At 60.8% G+C, this 19,418-nt stretch carries 17 protein-coding genes; 8 read left to right on the top strand and 9 right to left on the bottom strand.

From position 1 onward, the window contains the following. The first annotated feature begins 2 nt into the window (after positions 1–2). From GRF63_RS06580 to GRF63_RS06565, 4 genes are all read left to right on the top strand, one after another. On the top strand, positions 3–1,193 hold the full coding sequence (locus GRF63_RS06580; RefSeq protein WP_160485126.1) for a TonB-dependent receptor: 1,191 nt from the start codon (positions 3–5) through the stop codon (positions 1,191–1,193). A 55-nt stretch (positions 1,194–1,248) separates the two neighbouring features. Then, positions 1,249–1,494: an acyl carrier protein gene (locus tag GRF63_RS06575; RefSeq protein ID WP_160485125.1), complete on the top strand. Its 246-nt coding sequence runs from the start codon at positions 1,249–1,251 to the stop codon at positions 1,492–1,494. Further along, positions 1,491–3,383, top strand: a complete 1,893-nt coding sequence (locus GRF63_RS06570) for an HAD-IIIC family phosphatase (RefSeq protein ID WP_160485124.1) — start codon at positions 1,491–1,493, stop codon at positions 3,381–3,383. Before GRF63_RS06575 ends, GRF63_RS06570 begins: the two co-directional genes overlap by 4 nt. Positions 3,384–3,514: 131 nt before the next feature. Beyond that, positions 3,515–4,600 carry an NADH:flavin oxidoreductase gene (locus tag GRF63_RS06565; RefSeq protein ID WP_160485123.1) on the top strand — a complete coding sequence of 362 codons (1,086 nt, stop codon included), beginning with the start codon at positions 3,515–3,517 and terminating at the stop codon, positions 4,598–4,600. A gap of 32 nt (positions 4,601–4,632) precedes the next feature. Here the strand turns inward: GRF63_RS06565 and GRF63_RS06560 are convergent, their stop codons facing one another. Both GRF63_RS06560 and GRF63_RS06555 read right to left on the bottom strand, forming a co-directional pair. Then, positions 4,633–5,427: an anti-sigma factor gene (locus tag GRF63_RS06560; protein ID WP_160485122.1), complete on the bottom strand. Its 795-nt coding sequence runs from the start codon at positions 5,425–5,427 to the stop codon at positions 4,633–4,635. Continuing rightward, positions 5,424–5,984 carry a sigma-70 family RNA polymerase sigma factor gene (locus GRF63_RS06555; RefSeq protein ID WP_160485121.1) on the bottom strand — a complete coding sequence of 187 codons (561 nt, stop codon included), beginning with the start codon at positions 5,982–5,984 and terminating at the stop codon, positions 5,424–5,426. The genes GRF63_RS06560 and GRF63_RS06555 overlap by 4 nt, the downstream gene beginning before the upstream one ends. Positions 5,985–6,168: 184 nt before the next feature. On the opposite strand from GRF63_RS06555, the gene GRF63_RS06550 reads away from it, so the two are divergent. From GRF63_RS06550 to GRF63_RS06540, 3 genes are read left to right on the top strand one after another with little or no spacing between them, the layout of a single operon-like run. Next, positions 6,169–6,834 (top strand): DUF4331 family protein, encoded by a 666-nt coding sequence (locus GRF63_RS06550; RefSeq protein WP_160485120.1) that lies wholly within the window; start codon positions 6,169–6,171, stop codon positions 6,832–6,834. Continuing rightward, a complete protein-coding gene (locus tag GRF63_RS06545) occupies positions 6,834–7,553 on the top strand; it encodes a DUF4331 family protein (RefSeq protein ID WP_160485119.1) in 720 nt (239 codons plus the stop codon). The genes GRF63_RS06550 and GRF63_RS06545 overlap by 1 nt, the downstream gene beginning before the upstream one ends. After that, complete coding sequence (locus GRF63_RS06540; protein WP_160485118.1) at positions 7,553–8,947, top strand: tetratricopeptide repeat protein; 1,395 nt, start codon at positions 7,553–7,555, stop codon at positions 8,945–8,947. The genes GRF63_RS06545 and GRF63_RS06540 overlap by 1 nt, the downstream gene beginning before the upstream one ends. 36 nt (positions 8,948–8,983) lie before the next feature. Here the strand turns inward: GRF63_RS06540 and GRF63_RS06535 are convergent, their stop codons facing one another. From GRF63_RS06535 to GRF63_RS06510, 6 genes are all read right to left on the bottom strand, one after another. After that, positions 8,984–10,498: an alpha/beta hydrolase domain-containing protein gene (locus GRF63_RS06535; RefSeq protein ID WP_237392311.1), complete on the bottom strand. Its 1,515-nt coding sequence runs from the start codon at positions 10,496–10,498 to the stop codon at positions 8,984–8,986. Position 10,499: 1 nt separating this feature from the next. Further along, positions 10,500–11,306 carry a hypothetical protein gene (locus GRF63_RS06530; protein WP_202131575.1) on the bottom strand — a complete coding sequence of 269 codons (807 nt, stop codon included), beginning with the start codon at positions 11,304–11,306 and terminating at the stop codon, positions 10,500–10,502. Between the two features lie 7 nt (positions 11,307–11,313). Further along, positions 11,314–11,691, bottom strand: a complete 378-nt coding sequence (locus tag GRF63_RS06525) for a DUF6152 family protein (protein WP_160485117.1) — start codon at positions 11,689–11,691, stop codon at positions 11,314–11,316. A 40-nt stretch (positions 11,692–11,731) separates the two neighbouring features. Further along, positions 11,732–14,353, bottom strand: coding sequence for a TonB-dependent receptor (locus GRF63_RS06520; RefSeq protein WP_160485116.1), 2,622 nt, complete (start codon positions 14,351–14,353; stop codon positions 11,732–11,734). Positions 14,354–14,426: 73 nt separating this feature from the next. Further along, the gene (locus GRF63_RS06515; protein WP_160485115.1) at positions 14,427–15,464 is read right to left on the bottom strand and encodes a FecR domain-containing protein; all 1,038 of its coding nucleotides are present in this window, start codon (positions 15,462–15,464) and stop codon (positions 14,427–14,429) included. Then, positions 15,461–15,970, bottom strand: coding sequence for an RNA polymerase sigma factor (locus GRF63_RS06510; RefSeq protein WP_160485114.1), 510 nt, complete (start codon positions 15,968–15,970; stop codon positions 15,461–15,463). Before GRF63_RS06510 ends, GRF63_RS06515 begins: the two co-directional genes overlap by 4 nt. Positions 15,971–16,237: 267 nt before the next feature. Here GRF63_RS06510 and GRF63_RS06505 point away from each other — a divergent pair, with 267 nt between their 5' ends. Further along, complete coding sequence (locus GRF63_RS06505; protein WP_160485113.1) at positions 16,238–17,986, top strand: amidohydrolase; 1,749 nt, start codon at positions 16,238–16,240, stop codon at positions 17,984–17,986. 60 nt (positions 17,987–18,046) lie between these two features. Here GRF63_RS06505 and GRF63_RS06500 read toward each other — a convergent pair whose 3' ends face one another. Continuing rightward, positions 18,047–19,294: a Zn-dependent hydrolase gene (locus tag GRF63_RS06500; protein WP_160485112.1), complete on the bottom strand. Its 1,248-nt coding sequence runs from the start codon at positions 19,292–19,294 to the stop codon at positions 18,047–18,049. Positions 19,295–19,418: the final 124 nt, after the last annotated feature.

Genomic DNA, 19,418 nt, shown 5'->3' with positions numbered 1-19,418 from the left:
CCATGACGAAACCTGACAACGCAAGCCCCGTGGCACCATCCGCATCGCGAAACGCGCGCAGGCAATCGCTCAAATCCATCCGCTGGAAAGCGGCGCGGCCCATGCTGTTTGCAGCGGTGCTGATCAGCGTGCTATACCTGGCGCTGGCCGCGCTGGTGATCGCGGTTGATCCGCACAATGTCTATCGCTGGGGCGCCGAACCGCGCATCGAGGCGGGCGATACGCCAAGGGATCTGGTGATCGACTGGATCGATGTCGCGGCCAAGGATCCGTCGTACAACACCTTCCTCGTCGGCAGTTCCATCACCGCGATGTACACGCCGGAATATATGCGGGAGATATTGGGGCCGGACACCAATGCCGCCAATTTGAGCTATGGCGGCCCGCGCCCGATCGATCGCGACCTGGTGCTGGATAGGCTGGTGGATAATCCCGCGGTAAAGCGCGTGATCCTGACATACGACTGGACCTATATGGAAGGCGCGGACGTCGCCAATCGCGGCTTCCCCACCTTCCTGTATGACGATGACATCACCAACGATCTGCGCATGGTGAACCCGCCGACCATTCGCCGCACCTTCGATATCCTGCGCGGCAAGACCACCTACAGCAATCCCGATGATGCGGGTTACGACGCCTACATCGAAAACATGTATGCCCGCTTCCAGAGCCCGCCGGAACTCTCCCGGATCAAGCGGATGGTGGAGCGCAACCGGACCGGCATCACCCAGTCCAGCGGCAAGACCTGCGACAGCTTTACCGCTCTTAACGAACAGCTGATCCCCGATCTTCAAAAGCTTTCCGCGCGCGGGGCGCAGGTGGATATCCTGTTCCCGATCGTGTCCTATGCTTTCTACTACGTGCGGCGTAACGACATCAGCCCCACCCTGCTGGATGAACAGATGGTGGCGCGGCGGTGCCTGGTGAATGCCGTGGCCGATCTGCCCAATGTCAGCATTTTCGCGCTGGACAATGATCCCACTGTCGCGGGCGATCTCGCCAATTATCGCGAAGTCGGCCACATCTATAACCCGGCCATTCTTCGCCGTTTCATGATGGCGATCAAGAACGGCAGTGACCGCGTAACGCGAGAGAATATCGCAGAATACGAGGAAGAAATTCGCACCGCCGTTAAAGACTATGATCCAAATCGGGATTACACCGATCTAAGGCTCGTCGTGCCTGATCTGTAAGGCACATGCCTAATGATTGATGCGCTCCAGAACTTTCAGCAAAAAGGATAATTTCATGTCGGACCCACAGGCCATTCTTGAACAGGTTACGCAAATCATCAGGGACCTGTTCGATGAGTATGACGGCCCCGTCACCATGGAAACCACGGCAGACGATGTCGCACAGTGGGACAGCCTTTCCCACGTGCGGCTGATGGTGATGATCGAGATGGAACTGGGCGTTCATTTCAGCACATCCGAGATGCAGGGTTTCAAGAACCTGGGTGACCTGGTGAACGCGGCGGCGAAGCAGAAGGGATGACATCCTTGAACTTCCCCTGGCGCCCTCCCCTGGCCAACGACTGGGCAGACCGTCTGGCAGAGATCGAGGCCGTTCTGGCAGGCGGTGCAGAGCCGGATTATGTCGCAGTAAAGACCCTGGCCAACCAGCAGCTGGGTATGCGCGAACAATTGCGGACGGAGCGGCTGGCGAAGAAGCTGCAGAAGGCCGACTTTCCCAATTCACAGTTCACGCCGGTAAGGCTGGGGCTGCTGGGTTCTCGCACGCTCAGCTATCTGCCCGCCCCGCTGGCTGCGGCAGGCTTGGCGCGGGGTTTGAGTATTTCGTCCGTCGAAGCCCCTTACGACAGCGTGGCAAGTTTCGCCTTTTCGCCCGCCGATTGCTTTGGCTGCGCGCTGGATGCCCTGCTGGTGGTGCTGGATGAAAGCGCCTTTGCCAGTGAGCGGCCGATGCTGGATCAGGCCGCGGAGGATGAAGCGCTGGCCGATGCGGAAAACCTCGTCACCGCGCTGGCTGCGGCGGCCAAGGACAAGACCGGCTGCCAGGTCATTTTCGCCACGCTTCCTGCCGCCTTGCAGGTTTCCTCCGCAGAGCTGGCAACACCCGGCTCCAGCGCGCGTTTTAGGCAGTGCATGAATTTGATGCTGGCCGAAGGCGCGATGCAGGGCCGCTGGCTGCTGTGGGATCAGGCTGCCCTTGCCAGCCGGGTCGGCATGGAAAATTGGCTGGACCCCGTGCGCTATCATGCGGCAAAGATCCCTTTCAGCGTGGACGTGTGCCCGCTGGCCGCGGATTCCATCGCCGGCGTGCTGGCAGCGATGAAGGGCAAGGCCGCGCGCGGTCTGGTGCTTGATCTGGACAACACATTATGGGGCGGCGTGATCGGCGATGATGGGCTGGCCGGTATCCGGCTGGGCCAGAACTCGCCGGAGGGTGAGGCTTTCGTCGCGTTCCAGAACTTCATCATCACCCTGCGCAAGCGGGGCGTGGTGCTGGCCGTATGTTCCAAGAACACCGATGAAATCGCGCGGGAGCCGTTTCGCAACCACTCCGAAATGGTGATCAAGGAAGATCACGTCGCGGTGTTTCAGGCCAATTGGAGCGACAAGGCAACCAACATCAAGTCCATCGCCGAAACGCTCAGCCTTGGCCTGGAATCTTTCGTTTTCATCGATGACAACGCCGCAGAGCGGGAGCGTGTTCGGCAGGAATTGCCGCTGGTTTCCACCATCGAAGTGGGCGACGATCCGTCCTTTTACATAGAGCGTATTGCGCAATCCGGCCTGTTCGATCACCTGCCGCTGAACACGGAGGATATCTCTCGCGCAGAAAGCTATGGCGGGCGCGCGGCGGCAGCGGAAATCCGCGCAAAAATCGGCAATTACGACGATTACCTGACATCGCTTGGCATGCGTATGACGATTGCCCCCTTCGATGATGCCGGGCGCAGCCGGATCACCCAGCTGATCAACAAGTCCAACCAGTTCAACCTCACCACCCGCCGTTATGGCGAGGAGGATGTCAGGAAGATGGAGGACGATCCCGATCTGCTGGGATGGCAGGTACGGCTGGAGGACAAGTTTGCAGCGCACGGGATGATCGGCGTGGTTATCGTTCGCAAGGACGGGGCCGAATGGTCAATCGACAGCTGGCTGCAATCGTGCCGCGTGCTGGAACGCGGCGTGGAGCAATGCGTGATGAACAGCCTGTTCGAAACCGCAGCGCTGGCGGGCGTGGAGACCATCAGGGCCACCTATATCCCAACCGATCGCAACGCCATGGTCGCCGATTTCTACACCCGTCTGGGCTTCGAGATTGTTGACGAGAATGACGATGGCAGCGTGACATATGCCTGCGCGGTGGATGATTATACGCCGCACAAGACCTTCATCGACGTGACGCTGGCCTGACCGGCCTCTTTCACCCCTGATGGTTCGCATGGCGTGCATCGCTGCGGCGCCGATGACGGTTGACGCGGATCACCGCACGTCTATTCGCATGTGCCAAAGTATGCTTGCGAACCATCGGGTTGGATAATGTCATGAACCGGAAGAGCGCGATTACACAGCCGCTCCATCTGCCGCGCGGGCCAGTGTGGAGCCACCGCATCGCGCTGGCCCCGATGACCAATATGCAAAGCCACGCAAATGGCGCGCTTTCGGACGATGAGATTAATTGGTTGACGATGCGCGCCGATGGCGGTTTCAGCATGGTGATGACGGCGGCTGCCCATGTGGAACCGCAGGGCCAGGGCTTTGCCGGCCAGCTTGGCATCTTCGATGACGCGCTGCATCTGGAGGGGCTTACCCGGCTGGCAGATGCCATCCGCAGCCGCGGTGCCGTCTCCTCGGTGCAACTGCACCACGGGGGCCTGCGCTCTCCGGCTGATCTGGTGGGCGTGCCTGTCGGGCCGTCCGCTGCCGAGGACGTGGCCAGCCGCGCCCTGACCTTGCATGAGGTTGAGGCCGTGCGCGACAATTTCATCGCTGCGGCGGTGCGCGCAGAACGGGCCGGGTTCGATGGCGTGGAGATTCACGGGGCGCATGGCTATCTGCTCAGCGCCTTCCTCTCACGCGAACTGAACCGCAGGACGGATCGCTATGGCGGCTCCCCGGAAAACCGCGCGCGGCTGTTGCTGGAAGTGATCGATGGCATTCGCAGCGCCTGCCGCCCCGATTTCCAGCTGGGCGTTCGCTTGTCACCAGAACGCTTTGGGCAGGACCTTGGCGAAATCCGCGATCTGGCGGCGCAGATCCTGTTGCAGGAGACGGTAGACTATCTCGATATGTCACTATGGAATGTGTTCAAGAAGCCGGAGGATGACCGCTTTGGCGACAAGGACCTGCTGGACATCTTCGGCAGCCTGCCGCGAGACAAGGTTGCGTTGGGCGTGGCGGGAAAGATCAGCAACCGAGGCGATGCAGAGGCTGCGATGGCCAAGGGTGCGGATTTCGTGCTGGTGGGCCGCGCGGCCATCCTGAACCACGATTTTGCACGGCGCGTAATGGAGGAGCCGGGCTTCACCTCTCCCGATCTGCCGGTGACGTCGGAATATCTGCAATCGCAAGGCGTTGGCCCGGCATTTCTGGAGTATCTGGGGACCAGGGACGATTTCCTGCAGGAATAGCTGAAACCGGCAGGCCTAGCCGCCCGACGAATTTAGCGCGCGATATCCAGGCTGGCGAACTGCGCAGCGCCCAACACGTCGCTTGGCGTTTCATGCGGCACGGCCGCCGGCTGCTCCAGCGAGATCGCCAGAACGCCGCCCTCATCGGCGATTTGTCGCAGGTCTGCCGAAAGCGTGATCGGCGTGCTCGCGTCGCGCGTGCCAAAGCCCAGCGAACGCGGCGTGCCATTGCTGTCCAGCAGCCACAATTGCGGCACACGCTCTGCATCGGGAATGTCGGACAGCTTCACATATAACGTGCCGGTATCGGTGTCATACAGGGCGGACACTAGCGATGTCGTATCGTCAGAACTGATCTGCGCAACGCTGAACTGCTCTTGCCTGTCGGGCATCGGCGGAACCTGCGCGTCCGCAATGGGCCTGTCCTGCTGCGAAGGGTAATCCTGCTGCGCGGGGCTATCCAGCAGCCACAGGCTGGCGAACACCACCGCCGCCAGCGAAGCAGCAATTGCCAGCGGACGCCACAGGCCCGGATCATTTGCTGCAACAGGCGCAGGCTCATGCTCCGGGCTGACAGCACCGCCCTCATCATTCAGGCCGACAGCAGCGGCAATGCGGGCGTAGCTTTCTTCCGACGGTCCAGCATCATGCTCCCCGTCGCCCCAGCCATCTGCCTCCTCGATCCAGCGATCGACTTCAGCGGCAAAGGCAGGGTCGACAGCATACAGCTCCTCACACTGGGCACGCGCAGAACCTTCCAGCAGGCCGAGAGCATACTCGGCTGCAAGCAGGGCGCGTTCCGCATCAAGGCGAGTGCTGTCAGTCATCGATCCATTTTTGACTTCAAATGTTTGATGCCGCGCCGGATGCGGCTTTTCACGGTGCCGAGGGGGAGATTTTCCCGCTCGGCGATTTCGGAATAGGTCAGGCCATCGTAAAATGCCGCGCGAATGCAATCGGTGGAGGCAGCATCATATTTGCTCACTTCTTCCATTGCGCGCTTGCCTTCAGTTTGCGTTGCCAGGGCTTCATCCAGCGGCTTCTGCTCGTCCTCCTCGATAGCGATCAGATATTTCTCGCCATCCAGATTGTCTCGCCTGCCGCGCGCCCTGATGCGATCGATCGCCGTATTGCGCGCCATCAGGATAAGCCACGGCCACGGCTTTCCCCGATCACGATCAAACGCACCCGATCGATTTAGAATCTTGATATATGTTTCTTGTAATACGTCTTCCGCAGCTTCGCGGTTTTTCACAATGCCAAGAATGTTTGCAAAAAGCCTTCCGGAGGTCGCGCTGTAGAACTCCGGGAAAACCGAAAGGTCCCGCCGCGCGATGTGCTTCAGCTGTTCAGCAAGAAGCCGGTCGGGATCGGTATCGGCCATATCAACCAATTCTCTGGCACAAAGATTGGTTCCTGACCAGCGATGCGTACCTGCGGCCCACCTTTGGGCAAAAAATTTCACCGCATCGAAATCCGCTCAGCAAATCCTTTCGTACTGGTGAATGAACGCGATCGAAGAATCCGTTCACCAGCGTCATCGGGCGCGGCACATCGGGAGGTCATTCATGAGAAGAAATGCCAAATTAATGGCGGGTGCGGCGGGGCTTGTTCTTGCCATCGGCGCTACGCAGATCCTGCCGGGCCTCGGCCTGACAGCAGCCGATCACCTTGATCCGCCGGGCCGCACGGACCCAAGCGTGGACAGCACGCCGGATCGCGCCGCAGACATCGCCGATATCTTCGCATGGCACACGGACGACAAGTTCAACATGGTACTGACCTTCTCCGGCCCGCAGGCGACGGACGAGCCGGCGACCTATGATCCTGACGTTCTTTACCAGATCAACATTTCCAACGCCGGTAGCCGTGTCGATACGGAAATTCCCATCCGCGTCCGCTTTGGCAGGGGCGCGATGACGGACGAGTTTGGCGTGCAGGTTTCCAATGTGCCGGGCGTCACCGGTAACATCGTGGGGTCTGTCGAAAAGGATCTCACCAAGGATGGCGTGATGGTTCGCGCCGGCCTGTTCGACGATCCCTTCTTCTTCGACCTTCAGGGTTTCATGGAAACCAAGGATACAGGCGATCTCAGCTTCATGGCCGACCGCGATTTCTTCGCCGGGCAGAACCTGACGGCCATCGTCATCTCCATCCCGCTCGACCGGATCGCCAACGGCGACAATCTGGTGGACGTCTGGGCCGAAACCGCACGCTTTGGAGGACAGCTGTAATGACTTTTGCCAACACACGGTGCCTTCGCGCAATCGCACTGGCTCCGGCCTTTGTTGCCCTCACCATGCTGCCGGGCTGTTTCGACGGTGATGACGATGACGACGATATGGTCGTGATGCCAACACCCACTCCAACGCCCACACCCACGCCCACATCGGCAAGCTTCGATGTCGGCCCCTGTCTGCAGCAGGAAATCCCCGGCACCGGCGGCTTTACCGTCGCCGATGCGGTGATCCCCGATACGCTGACGATCAACCTTGGTGCCGATGCAGGCTTCCCCAATGGCCGATTGCTGAGCGATCCGGTGATCGACGTGACGCTGGCGGTGATTTTCCTGGATCTGATGGAGCACAGCCCGCTGACCTTCGCCAACATCCCGCTCAATCCACCGGAAAACGATGTGGCATTCCGCAGCGGCTTCCCCTTCCTGGCTGCGCCACAGGGTTCTCCGCCCCTGGCATCCACCAGCGGGACCACCTTCACCTTCAGGACCGATGCCCCCGCGGCATATGAGCGGGTCGATCGCATGGGCATGCCCGCGGTTGCCACCGTTCTGATCGGTTCGGATCAGAAGATCCCATACAATGATGCCAGTCCGCAAGATGATGCGAACGAGACCTTCGTCCCCGAACTCGCGCAGCAGCTTACCGGACTGACAGAGGCTCTGGCAGACGATCTGACCAACGCAGGCCTTACCCCCTGCGCGATGCCGAGCTGATGGTTGCCGGCGGCGCAACAGGGGCTGATTCCGCCGCAACCGCCGAGGGTCGCGGCTTCTGGAAGGGTGTAGCGCCGCGCGCGCTTGCGCTTTCAGGGGCGGCGGTTCTCGCTATTGTCGGGGCCGAGGTTATGTGGAGCGGTGGCGAAACGGCCACCGCCGCTGTGGCACTCCCCTCTGCCGGCTTCGGTCCCGACAATTTTGATCAGGAACTGGCGGCATCCGATCGCCAGCTTGCCCTTGCCAGAGAGAGGGTGGCCAATGCGCCCGATCAATGGCTCCCCCGCGAAGGCCTGGCGCGCGCAGAGCTTGCCCGCTTCAAGATGACGGCCGACCCGGAGAGGCTGGCCCTGGCCAGAAACAATCTGGCGATGGCGCAAGACCTTGCTCCCGCCGCGTCCGGCCCGATCCTCACCGCGGCAGAGATTGCCATGGCGGGACATGATCTGGCAGCAGCAGAAATGCAGCTGGACCGCCTTGAAAAAGTGGCCGTTGCCCCCTCCCCCGCAGAACGGGCGGAGGCCGTGGCATTGCGGGGCGATATAGAATTTTACCGCGGCAATATGGCAGGCGCTGCCAGCGCCTACACCGCTGCCGATGCGATATTGCCGACATCGGGCACTGCCATCCGGCAGGCTCTCCTCGCCCGGTCACAAGGCCGGTTTGACGAGGCTATCGAACTGGTTGGCAAGGCTGCCCGGCGAGACAGCCTGCGCACCCCGCGCGGACTTGCCTCCTATGCTTTGCAGATCGGCATGATCGAGAGTGCGCGCGGCAATTTCGAAGCCGCGGCAGAACGGTTCTGGCAGGCCGACAGGCTGTTTCCGGGTCACTGGCTGACCCAGCTTTATATCGCAGAGGCGCAGGGCGTCGCGGGCGATTTCGACGATGCTATCGCGGTGCAGGAGCGCATTGCGCGCGAATATGGCGATCCCCAGGCGCTGGATGCAGCCGCGTCGCTATATCTGGCACAGGGCGATACGCAGGCGGCAGACCAGCTGACGCAGCGATCCACGGCAATCTGGCGCGCACGCGCCAAGGCCATGCCGCTGGCCTATACGGCTCATACTTTCGAGAACGAGTTGGCCTTCGGCGATCCGCAACGGGCCCTGCGCCTTGCGCGAGAGAACCTGTCGCACCGGCCATATGGCGATGCCCATATCCTCGTGGCGGAGGCGCTGCTGGAGACGGGCGATCCGGCACAGGCCCGCGCGCATCTGCTGGAGGCGGAGGCACAAGGCTGGCGCAGCGCCCCGCTTTACGCGCGTCTGTCCGAAGCGGAAGAGATGCTGGGTAATGACAAGGCATCGAAGGCTGCTGCGAAAAAGGCACGCGAGCTTAACCCCAGCATCTTCGATCCCGTCATGTCGCGCCTGTGGTTCGGCCACGGCTAGCGATCACTTCGCTTCGCCGGGCCGAACGCCTGCATCTCAGTCGCCTTCGCCCGTGAAGTCTTCCGGCGTGGCGATAGTTTGAAGGAAAGCGGCATCGTGAGGCAGGATATAGCCCTGCGCCACTGCCTCGGCCTTTGCAGCCTCATACTGCGCGCGGTAATTGGCGTAGCTTCCGTACATTTCGCGCAGCCGCTGCGCTGAATAGGGCGTCTTGGTGTCATAGGCGAGACCGCAGTTCGTCTCCTCCTCCACCAGATAGACGGCGGACGGCGCCGCCACCCATGGCAGCCTCACGCCGCCGATGGCATTGCCGGTGGTGGCATCTCTTACGATGTCATCCTCGCTACGCTCCACGCGCGGTGATTTCGGCATCGGCGTGCCATCGCGCACCCACTTGTCCATGCCATCCAGCAGGGCCGAAGCGACGATTTCCACCGGCTCGTTATAAAGCGTGTTGCAGCGCGGATCGTCTTCCTTGCCCACGTCGACTGGCATCGGCTCGATCTCTCCGGTGCCTACATCCTCCGGGCGCAGGTGCGGCGTGCCGGGGATTTCGTAATGGCGCAGTTTCGGGCTGTCTGTATCGGCGGGCAGCGGGATCGCATTCACCGCGTTGTATCGCAATTCAGACTGGGTGAAGATGGTGACGAAAGGCGCGTCTTCCGGCATGTGTTCGGGCACGCGGATCACTTCGCCGCCCACCTCGCCAAAGGACATGCGCCCCGTCATATAGGCATCGATCAGGGCGCTGCCGTCCGGCATTCTCCACTGCTGGTGACGGCCCTGATCAAGGTAATCCATCCATACCTGCGCGGTAACGGCCCAGCTGTTCACATATACGCGATCAACCTGAAGGCCCGCCAATGGCCCGTCAGGATCGTTGGATTTCAGCAGATAGGCCAGTTGCGCCCCCACACCCTGCGATTGCGGCACGAAGGGATCGACGAACTCGCCGCGTTTGAAACGGTCAGGATCGAAATAGAAGCCGAGCGGGGAATAGCGCGAATAATCGAAGTCACGCATGAATTCGAAATTCACGATGCCGACATAGCGCGCGATGTCCTTTGGCAAATCGGTCGGCAGAAACTTCGGGTCCTGCTCCGGCTTGTTGATGTTCAGCGTGTAGCCGACATAGGCATATCCCTGGCGCAGCAGATATTCGCGCGTCAGGATCCAGCTTGCCCCGCGTTCGCCGAACCATGTGAACGGCTCGATAATCACCGTGCCGTTGAAGCGGTCTGGATCCTTTGGCCTGCGCACCAGAATGCGCGTGGTGTAAGGCGCATCGAACAGGGTTTCACCCTCGGCCGTGATCGCCGGGGCAATGCCGGAGAGATAATATTCCTCCTCCTCATACCCCGCAGCTTCAAGGTCGATATATTCGGTGCCTTCCCGGCTTGCTGAGGACAGCGGGGCGATACCAGACGGCGGCACGGGTACCACATGCGGCATGGGCGGAACCTCCGCCATGGCAGGGGCGGAGAAATACAGCGCGGACGCGGCGATCATTATCGACGTGCGGCCCAGCCGTTGCAGTACTTTTTTCGTCATCTCAGTAGTCTTCCTCTCCCAGATCAAGATATGACCCGCCATCATCGCTGACCTCTATCTGATTGTTTTCGCAGATGTATTCGCTGATCCGGTAATCGGATTTCTTGTATGTCAGGGTGAAGGAGTATGGCTCTGCAAACACCGTGGGGTCATGGATTGTCACGTGATCTTCCAGCGTTTCCTCATCGACCCTGCGGATGCGCTCGGTCAGCCGCAGATCATCGGTGTGCGGAATGCCGTAATAGGTTACATCCGGCCGCACGCCCTGCGTTTCGATCACCAGCACATCGCCTTCCCAGCGGGCCACGGAATGGCCGTTGAAAGACGGCGAAATCTCGTCGGCAGGCGGCATCGCATCATTCAGCCATATCCGCCGCGTCTGGGTGAGAAATTCTGCCAGCACGATCACCTGGCCATCTGTCTGCACGATCTGGATCGGATAGATCGCCTCCATGATGGTGGGCATGCCTTCGGGCAGGCAGCGCGTGCTGGAATTGGCCAGCGGAGTGCCGGCAAGATTGGCCGCCGCCTTGCGCTCCTGCAAATCATCATAGGCTGATGCATAGGGTTCGTTCAGTTTGAACGGACCATTGGGCGGGATCGGATTATCGGGGTCCGGCCCCGCCCAATCTTCAGGATAGCGTTCCCAGGTGCCGCTGATGTCGCGCTCCACTGAAACATCATGGGCCGATACATCATGCGCCTGCACGGCAACGGGCATGTGCAGCGCGCCAAGGGACGCCAGCAATCCGCCGCACAGCAGGGCATGCCGCAAGGACGGGCGTGATTTCATGCCAGTGCCGATCACAGCCGCCCTACCCATTCAGCACCGTACCATCGGCCAACCTCACCTTCACCAGCAAACCGCCACGGCGCCCATCCTTCAGGGGATTGTAGACCACGGTTATCCTGTCGCCGGACTTGATCGCACCCACGCGCCAGCCTTCGCGCATCAGGATATTCACGCTGGCGCTTTCGATCCGGTACCGTGCGGAATTGCCCTGTTTGTCCTTAACGGACATGTCGATCATGACATGCGGATTGGTCCAGGCGAATTTGCCCACGACGCCGGTGATGGTCTTTTCCTCGCTGCGATCGAACATGGCGAAGGAATGATGCGCGACGGCCGGTGCTGCCACCGCGCCGATGGCCAGGGCGAAGGCCGGCATCCAGGCTTTGGACAGTTTCATCATACGAAAATCTCCTGCGTTCTTGGTGAGGCGCGAAGCGGCTTTAGAAGTTCAGGCGAACCTGAAGGCCGATCTCGCGCGGACGGCTGACTGCGCCGCGAGGCAGGCGCTGCACATCGCCGCCTGCGGTCAACTCCTGACGCTCAAAGCCATTGGCGTAGAGATCGCCGAAGTTCAGACGCTTATCGAGCAGGTTCTTGCCGTAGATCAGCACCTCTGCACGATCGAAGCCCAGCCCGATATTCGCGTTGAGGAGGTTGAACGGCTGGCGTGTCAGGAACCCGCCCACATTGTCCGCCACCTTCACGGCGCTTGTGTAGGAATAGTCAGCGGCTGCGAACAGATCCGCGCTGTCGCTGACAGGCGTGCGGTAATAGCCGGAGATCGTGCCGGTGAAGCGCGGCACCTGTGCCAGGCGGGAATTGGGCGATTGCGGCAGGAAGCCGGGCTCCACCAGCTTGCCATTGGTGTAGCCAAGGCCCAGCTGTACCGTCAGCGGAACGGACGCGATGGGCCGCCCCGAAACCTCCAGCTCACCACCGCGAATGCGGGCCTTGCCCGCATTGGTGATGAAGGAAATGCTGCAATCGGGCAGGAAGATCGTCTGCTGCACATCGGACCAGTCGATCTGGAACACGGCGGAGGATACAGACAGCCTGCCGCCAGCCAGCCGGGCCTTTGCGCCCAGTTCATAGCTCCACAGAGTATCGGGCTGGAAGTTGCCGATGGCATCCTTCGACAGGCCAAGCGCGTTCAATTCCGGCACGCAGAAATCGTCTGTCTGCGCTGGCTGGGTGCCACCCACGCGGAACCCCTTTGAAACGGAGGCGTAGATATTGCCGCCGTCGCCAATTTCATAGGAAGCGACGAATTTTGGCACCAGGCCCGACTGTTTGTTGCTTTCTGCCGGGGTGATGTCGCCCTCGGGCGAGTTGAAGAACCCCAGGCTGAGGAATTCGTCCGCCTTCTGCTTGATCCAGTACTGGCGCAGGCCAAGGGTCAGCGTCAGCTTTGGCAGGATCTCGTAATACAGCTCCCCGAAAACCGCGGTGTTGTCCACGTGCTGCGGAAAGCTGAAATCCGAAAGGTAAGCGGGTTCGAAACCGGCATCCGCCAGTTCGGGAATGAACACGGCCGGCTGCGTAAAGGTCTGGTCATCCTCCTGGTGGAAAACGCCCACGATGCCAGACAGGTTCGGGATCAGCACGCCTTCGTCAAAAGACAGGCGCGTTTCGTGGGTGAAGCGCTTGTCCTTGATGATGTTCAGGCCCGTAAACGGCGCGCTGTTCAGATCGACCTCGAAGAAATCCACCAGGAATTCATTGGTGCCCTCGGTCACGTCCTCCTGCTCCTCCACCCGGCGGGCGAAATAGCTGGTGGAAGAAACGACGGAGAAGCCATCCCCTTCGTAATCGAGCACGATCGAGGCAAGGCCCCAGCGGTCCTTCGAATATTCCTGAATGTCGCGGTCGCGCGTCAGGGTGTAGGACACAGGCGCATAGCCGGGCAGCGGTACGTAGGCCGCGGGATAACCGTTCAGCTTGGCCTTCTGGCCCAGCGCATTCAGCGTCACTTCAAAGCTATCGCTCAGCCGCGTGCGCAGTGCCACAGATCCGGAGAGGACATCATTGCGGCCCTGATCATCCTTGGTGATAAACTGGTCGGGTGCTGCAGGATCGGGGAAGCGGCGCTCAAGAAACCCGGATTCGCGCGTGTAACCAAGCGAGACATCCACGGCCATCACATCGGGCACCAGCACGGCGCCGCCAAGCGCCTCTATACCGTAATCGGTGCCGCCCGATTTGGTCGTGCCTATTTGCCCCTCTGCCATGAAGCTGTTCTTGGTGAGCGAGGGCTTGCGCGTGATAAAGCGCAGGTTGCCGCCCATCGAACTTGCGCCGAACAGCGTGCCTTGCGGGCCCTTCAGCACCTCGATCCGGTCCAGCCCCAGTGTCTGCGGGCTGACGGTGGAGGGGATCGGCGTATCGTTCAGGTAATAGGCCGTGGTGTTCGCGCCCGCGACGCCGCGAATGGTGGTGACGCGGCCACCGCTGAAACCCGTGGCGGCAAAGTCGGAGCCTTGCCCGTATTGAAAGGTGACGTTCGGGATCTTGGTCGCATAATCGGCGAAGGTCTGGATGTTCTGCTTTTCCAGGAAGTCAGACGAATAGGCGGTGATCGATGCAGGTACGCCCGTCAGCAATTCATCCCTGCGCCTTGCCGTAACGACGATTTCCGTCGTCGGCTCCACAGTGCGTGCGGGCGGAGCCTGCCGTACCTGACCGGCATCGGCCTGCTGTGTCGAAGCCTGCGTAGAGGTCTGCGCAGCCGCAATCCGCGCAACCGGGCGCGAAGCCTTCTGTTTGACGATATAGACACCGGAATTTCCCGGCGAAGCCTCAAGCCCGGAATTGGCCAGCAGGATGCCGATGGCATCGTTGATCGTATAATTGCCGCGCAGCGCAGGGCTGGTGCGGCCCCTTACGGCATCCATATCGAAAACGATCTGCTGCCGCGTGGACTGGGCAAATGCGCGCAGGGCGCTGTCCAGTGATTGTGCCGGAATATCCAGCTGATAGGTCTGCGCCTGTGCGCTGACTTCCATTGGCGCCGATATCGCAGCGATGGCCGATCCCATCATGAACAGATTGCGCACACTTACCATCTCATTCCCCCTTCTTGTTCCCAATCACCCAGGTGACGTTAACTAAGACGCAGGATGTGTGGCGACCCTCACTTCAATCTTGAAGTATTTTTGACATAATTACCACCCGATCAGAATTGACCTGCGTTTTCAAAGGGTAAAGCCCGGTGATGGCATCCAGAAAAGCGCGGCTGTCCCCTGCATTGAATACGCCGGTGATCCTGATCCCGGAAACGCGCGCATCACCGATCTCAATTTTCGTGCGGCTATAGCGATTGACCTGTTCCAGCACCGCCACCAGCGGTTCATCGATGAAAACAAGCTGGCCGTCTTCCCATGCCTTCGCGCCCAGAAGATCGGCCTGCTCAACCCTGGGCACCGCCAGTGGCGATAGGTTGGCAACCAGCTTCTCTCCCGGTGCCAACGTAACGGATCGGGCAGAAGGGGCACTGCCGGCAGCGGCGACCTTCACCTGCCCTTCAAAAAGCACGACCTTCATGTCCTGCCGCAGCAGTTCCACGCTGAACGATGTTCCCGTCGCCACAGTGGTCCGCCCGCCTGCCGTTACCGAGAAGGGGCGATCCGCATCTTTGCCCACGTCAAACTTGGCGCGGCCTTTCTCCAGCGTCAGAACGCGCCTGTCATCCTCATAAAGAACGGTGACCGTGGTTTGCGCATCCAGTGTCAGGCGCGATCCATCGATAAGGGTAACGATCTGCTGCTGGCCGACATTGGTGGCGAAAACTTCCGGCTGCACCTCCGCGCTTGTCTGGAAATTGGACCATAGCGACACGGTGAGGACCGCGACCAGAACGCTGGCCGCCAGCGCCGCGGCCCATTGCCAGTTGCCTTGCACCTTGCGTGACCACCGACTGCGATTGGCACGGCGCAGCGCATCCAGCGCATCGGCACGCTGGGCAATGATTTCCGGGCTGTCGGCAATGGCGGAAAGCCCTCTCCAGGCCATCTGCGCCCGGTCGAACACTTTGCCATGGGCATCATCGGCAGATATCCATTCGTCGAACTCCGCCTGTTCGGCGGGGTCCAGATGACCGGAGGCCAAGCGAATGCACCAGGCGCTGGCCTGTTCCTCTATCGTCATGCTGGAACCTGCGACCTCGACCAACCTCACGCTTTTTCTCCTAGCGCCTTGATAAGTTTCGCCATCGCGCGATGGACGTGTTTTTCCACCGCACTCACGCTGATGCCAAAGCTTTCTGCGATCGTGCGCTGGTCTATTTGTTCATAGCGAAACAGCATGAAAATCTGGCGCGTGCGCTCCGGCAATTCTTCCAGTGCCGAAGTGAGCAACGCCAGCGATTCCCGCCCCACGCTGATCCGGTGCGGATCGAGCGGATCTATGCCCAATTCGTCTGACAGGCGCTGGCGCGAAGCATAGTCGCTGCGCACTTGGGAGCGCCTGCCGCGATCTCTCAACAGGTTGGCGGCAACCTGGAATATGTAGGCATCGGTTTGCCGGAATGCGGTATCATCCTTGTCGGCAATGCGAATGAAAACTTCGTGCGAGAGGTCTTCGGCCTCGGCATAATCATGCGTGCGACGCAGGAAGAATGCGATGAGAGCGGGACGGTAATCCCGGTGGAAATTGGCCCACTTCTCCTCTTCCTTCGATACCATGGTGTGCAATCGCTTTTTTGCTGACAGCCCTATGACGCACCACGTGGGGCGACCCACAAGGCTTTTCGCGCGTTTTTTCGGCGTTCTGACTTCACTTTCAGCGCAGGCAACCAGCGTGGCGGCCAGCGGATATGGCCGCGTAACCCCTGTGGGGGAGTATCCTGCGCGGGCCTTGGGACGTAGCCTCGACCGGACAATCTGGTGGAGATCCGAGGTTCGGCATTCGCCACCAGCCGCCTGATAACCGCTGTACCAAGGAGAAGACCCATGATCGCCTCTCGCTCTTTCCAAAGACGTCTGGGCAAAACCGCATTCGCTGGCTCCACTTCCCTCGCGGCATTGCTGCTGGCAAGCCCCGCGCTTGCAGGGCCGGACATCATTGTGGTGAATGGCGATGTCTACACGGTTGATGAGGAATATCCCCGCGCGCAGGCTTTCGCCGTGGAGGATGGCAAGTTCACCGCCATCGGCACGAGTGAGGAAATTCGCTCCCTTGCTGATGCGCAAACCGAAGTGATCGATGCCGGCGGGCACACGATTACGCCAGGCTTCATCGATGCCCACGCGCATTTCAGCGGCGATAGCAATCGGCTGAACCTTTACGTGCAGTCGCGCGATGAATGGGCAGACCTGCTGCGCACCGAACATTCCCGCCTTGGAGCGGATAACTGGCTGCTGGGCGGAAACTGGGATCACACCATCATTGACGATGTGCTGCCAACGAAGGAATTTCTGGACGCGATCGTGGGAGACCGGCCAACCGTGCTGACGCATATCGATGGCCATTTCGTGTGGGTGAATTCCGCCGTTATCGATATGGCTGGCATTACTGCCAATACGCCGGTGCCGCCGGGGGGCCAGATCGTTGTCGATCCCGAAACGGGGGAACCCACCGGCATTCTGAAGGAAGGCGCGGTCGATCTGGTACGCGCCCTGATCCCGCGGCAGACGGATGAGGAACGCTATGCCTCCCTTCCCGCCGCGATCCAGTACGCCAACAGCCTTGGCATCACCGGCATGCACAACATGACAGCCTATGACGATTGGCTGCACGTGCTGCAGCAGGGCGGCCTGACGATGCGCATGTGGCACGGTTTCTTCGGCGGGTTCGATCCGGCCAACGATCCGATGCGACAGCCCGGCAACATGGATGGCAGGATCGCCAAGCTGCGCAACGAACAACAGCGCGTGCGCGAACTGGTGGATGCGACAGGGTTCGAAGACAGCGTGGGACCGCTGTTCGAGATGGGGTTTGTAAAGCTGATCAATGACGGTGTTCTTTCCGTACACACGGCCGTTCTGCTCGAAGCCTATCGCGATCAGCCAGGCTGGACCGGCAACTGGTTCGTGGAGCCGGAGGAGCTTTCCGCGAATGTCTCTGCTTTGACCGCTGGCGGTTTCCAGGTGGCCATCCACTCCATCGGAGATGGCGCGGTGCGCGCGTCCCTTGATGCTTACGAAGCCGCGCGCGATACCAGCACAACGGACCTGCCCATGCGGATCGAGCATGTGGAGCTGCTGGACAAGGAAGACCTGCCCCGCTTCGCCGAACTGAATGTGGTGGCATCGATGACGCCCAATCACATGACCAAGGCCGTCGCCTATATCGAGGATCGGATAGAACCGGCCCGTGAAGACCGCGCATATACCTGGCAATCACTGATCGATACCGGCGCCAAGGTGATGTTCGGCGCGGATGGCAGCACATCCATACATCTCGATCCGCTGAAACAGATTGGCGATGCGATGTACCGGGCCAACCACGCCGGGTTCAACGATGGTGAGCCTTGGCATTCGGAACAGGCGCTCACCTTTGCGCAGGCGCTGAAGGCCTACACGCTGGAGCCAGCTCAAAGCACCAGCTGGGGCGATCAGATCGGTTCCATCTCAGCAGGCAAATGGGCCGACTTCGTGATCCTGGGCGGCACCGTGGCGGAGCCGGTCGACCCGCAGATTTTCGACATGGGTGTAGCGGCGACCTATTTCGCCGGACGCCCAGTCTTCGAAGCCGAATAGGGCTCCGCGCCATTTGCGGAAGGCGGCCATGCTCCCGGCCGTCTTCCGCAAAGCCTGGCATCAATCGCGTGCCTGCGCCTCTCCCAGATTTGCGATAGCGCGGAGCAGGACATTGGCCCCCGCCTCCAGATCGGCAGGCTCCGCCGATTCCAGTTCGTTGTGGCTCAGCCCGTCGGCACATGGCACGAAGATCATCGCGGTCGGCGCGAATTGCGCAGTGTGCAAGCTGTCATGCCCCGCACCGCTGACCAGCCGCATGCTGGAATAGCCCAGCGCGTCTGCGGCAACCTCTATGGTATCCACCAGATGCGGTGCAAAGGTGGTGGGCGGCATGTGCCACACTTCTTGCAGGGAATGGGTAACATTGGCCGCGGCGCAGGCATCCGCGATGATGCAGCGCATCTCTTCTTCCATACTCGCAAGCACGCCCTCCTCCGGGTGCCGGATATCTATGCTGAGATACAGAGTATGTGGCACCGTGTTGCGCGCACCCGGATCGGCCGACACATCGCCGATGGTTGCACGCCCCCATGGCGCGTGATCATCGGCCAGTTGCAGAACCTGCGATACGATTGGCGCCACGGCGCGCCACGGATCCTTGCGCATGGCCATTGGCGTGGGGCCTGCATGGGCGGAGGCACCCGTCACCTTCAGGTCAAACCAGTGTGCGCCCTGAATGCCGCTCACCACGCCGATGGTTTTCTCGTCGGCTTCCAGTATCGGGCCCTGTTCGATATGCGCCTCCAGCATGGCGGCATAGGGTCTGGGCGAGGCGGGCAATGTGCCGCGGTAGCCGATGCGATCCAGCTCCTCGCCCAGCGTCCTGCCCTCCTTGTCCGTAGAGGCATAGGCCTGCTCCAGCGAATAGGCCCCGCTCATCACGCCCGACCCCAGCATGGCAGGCGGAAAGCGGCACCCCTCCTCATTCGTCCAGACGGCAATCTCCAGTGGCGGCGCGACGACGTGCTTCGCCTCGACCAGCGTCTGCACCACTTCCAGCGCGGCCAGCACGCCGTAAACACCGTCAAACTTGCCGCCGGTTGCCTGCGTATCGAGATGGCTGCCCATCAGGATGGGATCTGCGTCGGGATTACTCCCCTCCAACCGTGCGAAGATATTGCCCACCTCGTCCACCGCTATCGTACAGCCAACGGCCTTGGCCCACGATATGAAAAGGTCGCGCCCCTGCTTGTCGAGATCGGTCAGCGCCTGGCGATTGCAGCCGCCCATCTCGGTCGCACCGATCCTGGCCATTTCCATCAGCCTGTCCCACAGCCGCGCGCCATTGATCTTCAGGTCCTCGCTCATCTACCGCATCCCCTTGCCGGTTGGGTCAAAGGGCCTGTGTGAACCAGTCTGCAAGCCGCTTTCAAGCTACCCCGATAGGGTACAACGGCACCGAAAGCGGTTTCAGACCCTATAACCCGTGGGG

This window comes from Aurantiacibacter rhizosphaerae, assembly GCF_009807005.1.
Taxonomy (GTDB): Bacteria; Pseudomonadota; Alphaproteobacteria; order Sphingomonadales; family Sphingomonadaceae; genus Alteraurantiacibacter; species Alteraurantiacibacter rhizosphaerae.
This window is presented reverse-complemented; position numbering and strand designations above follow the sequence as displayed.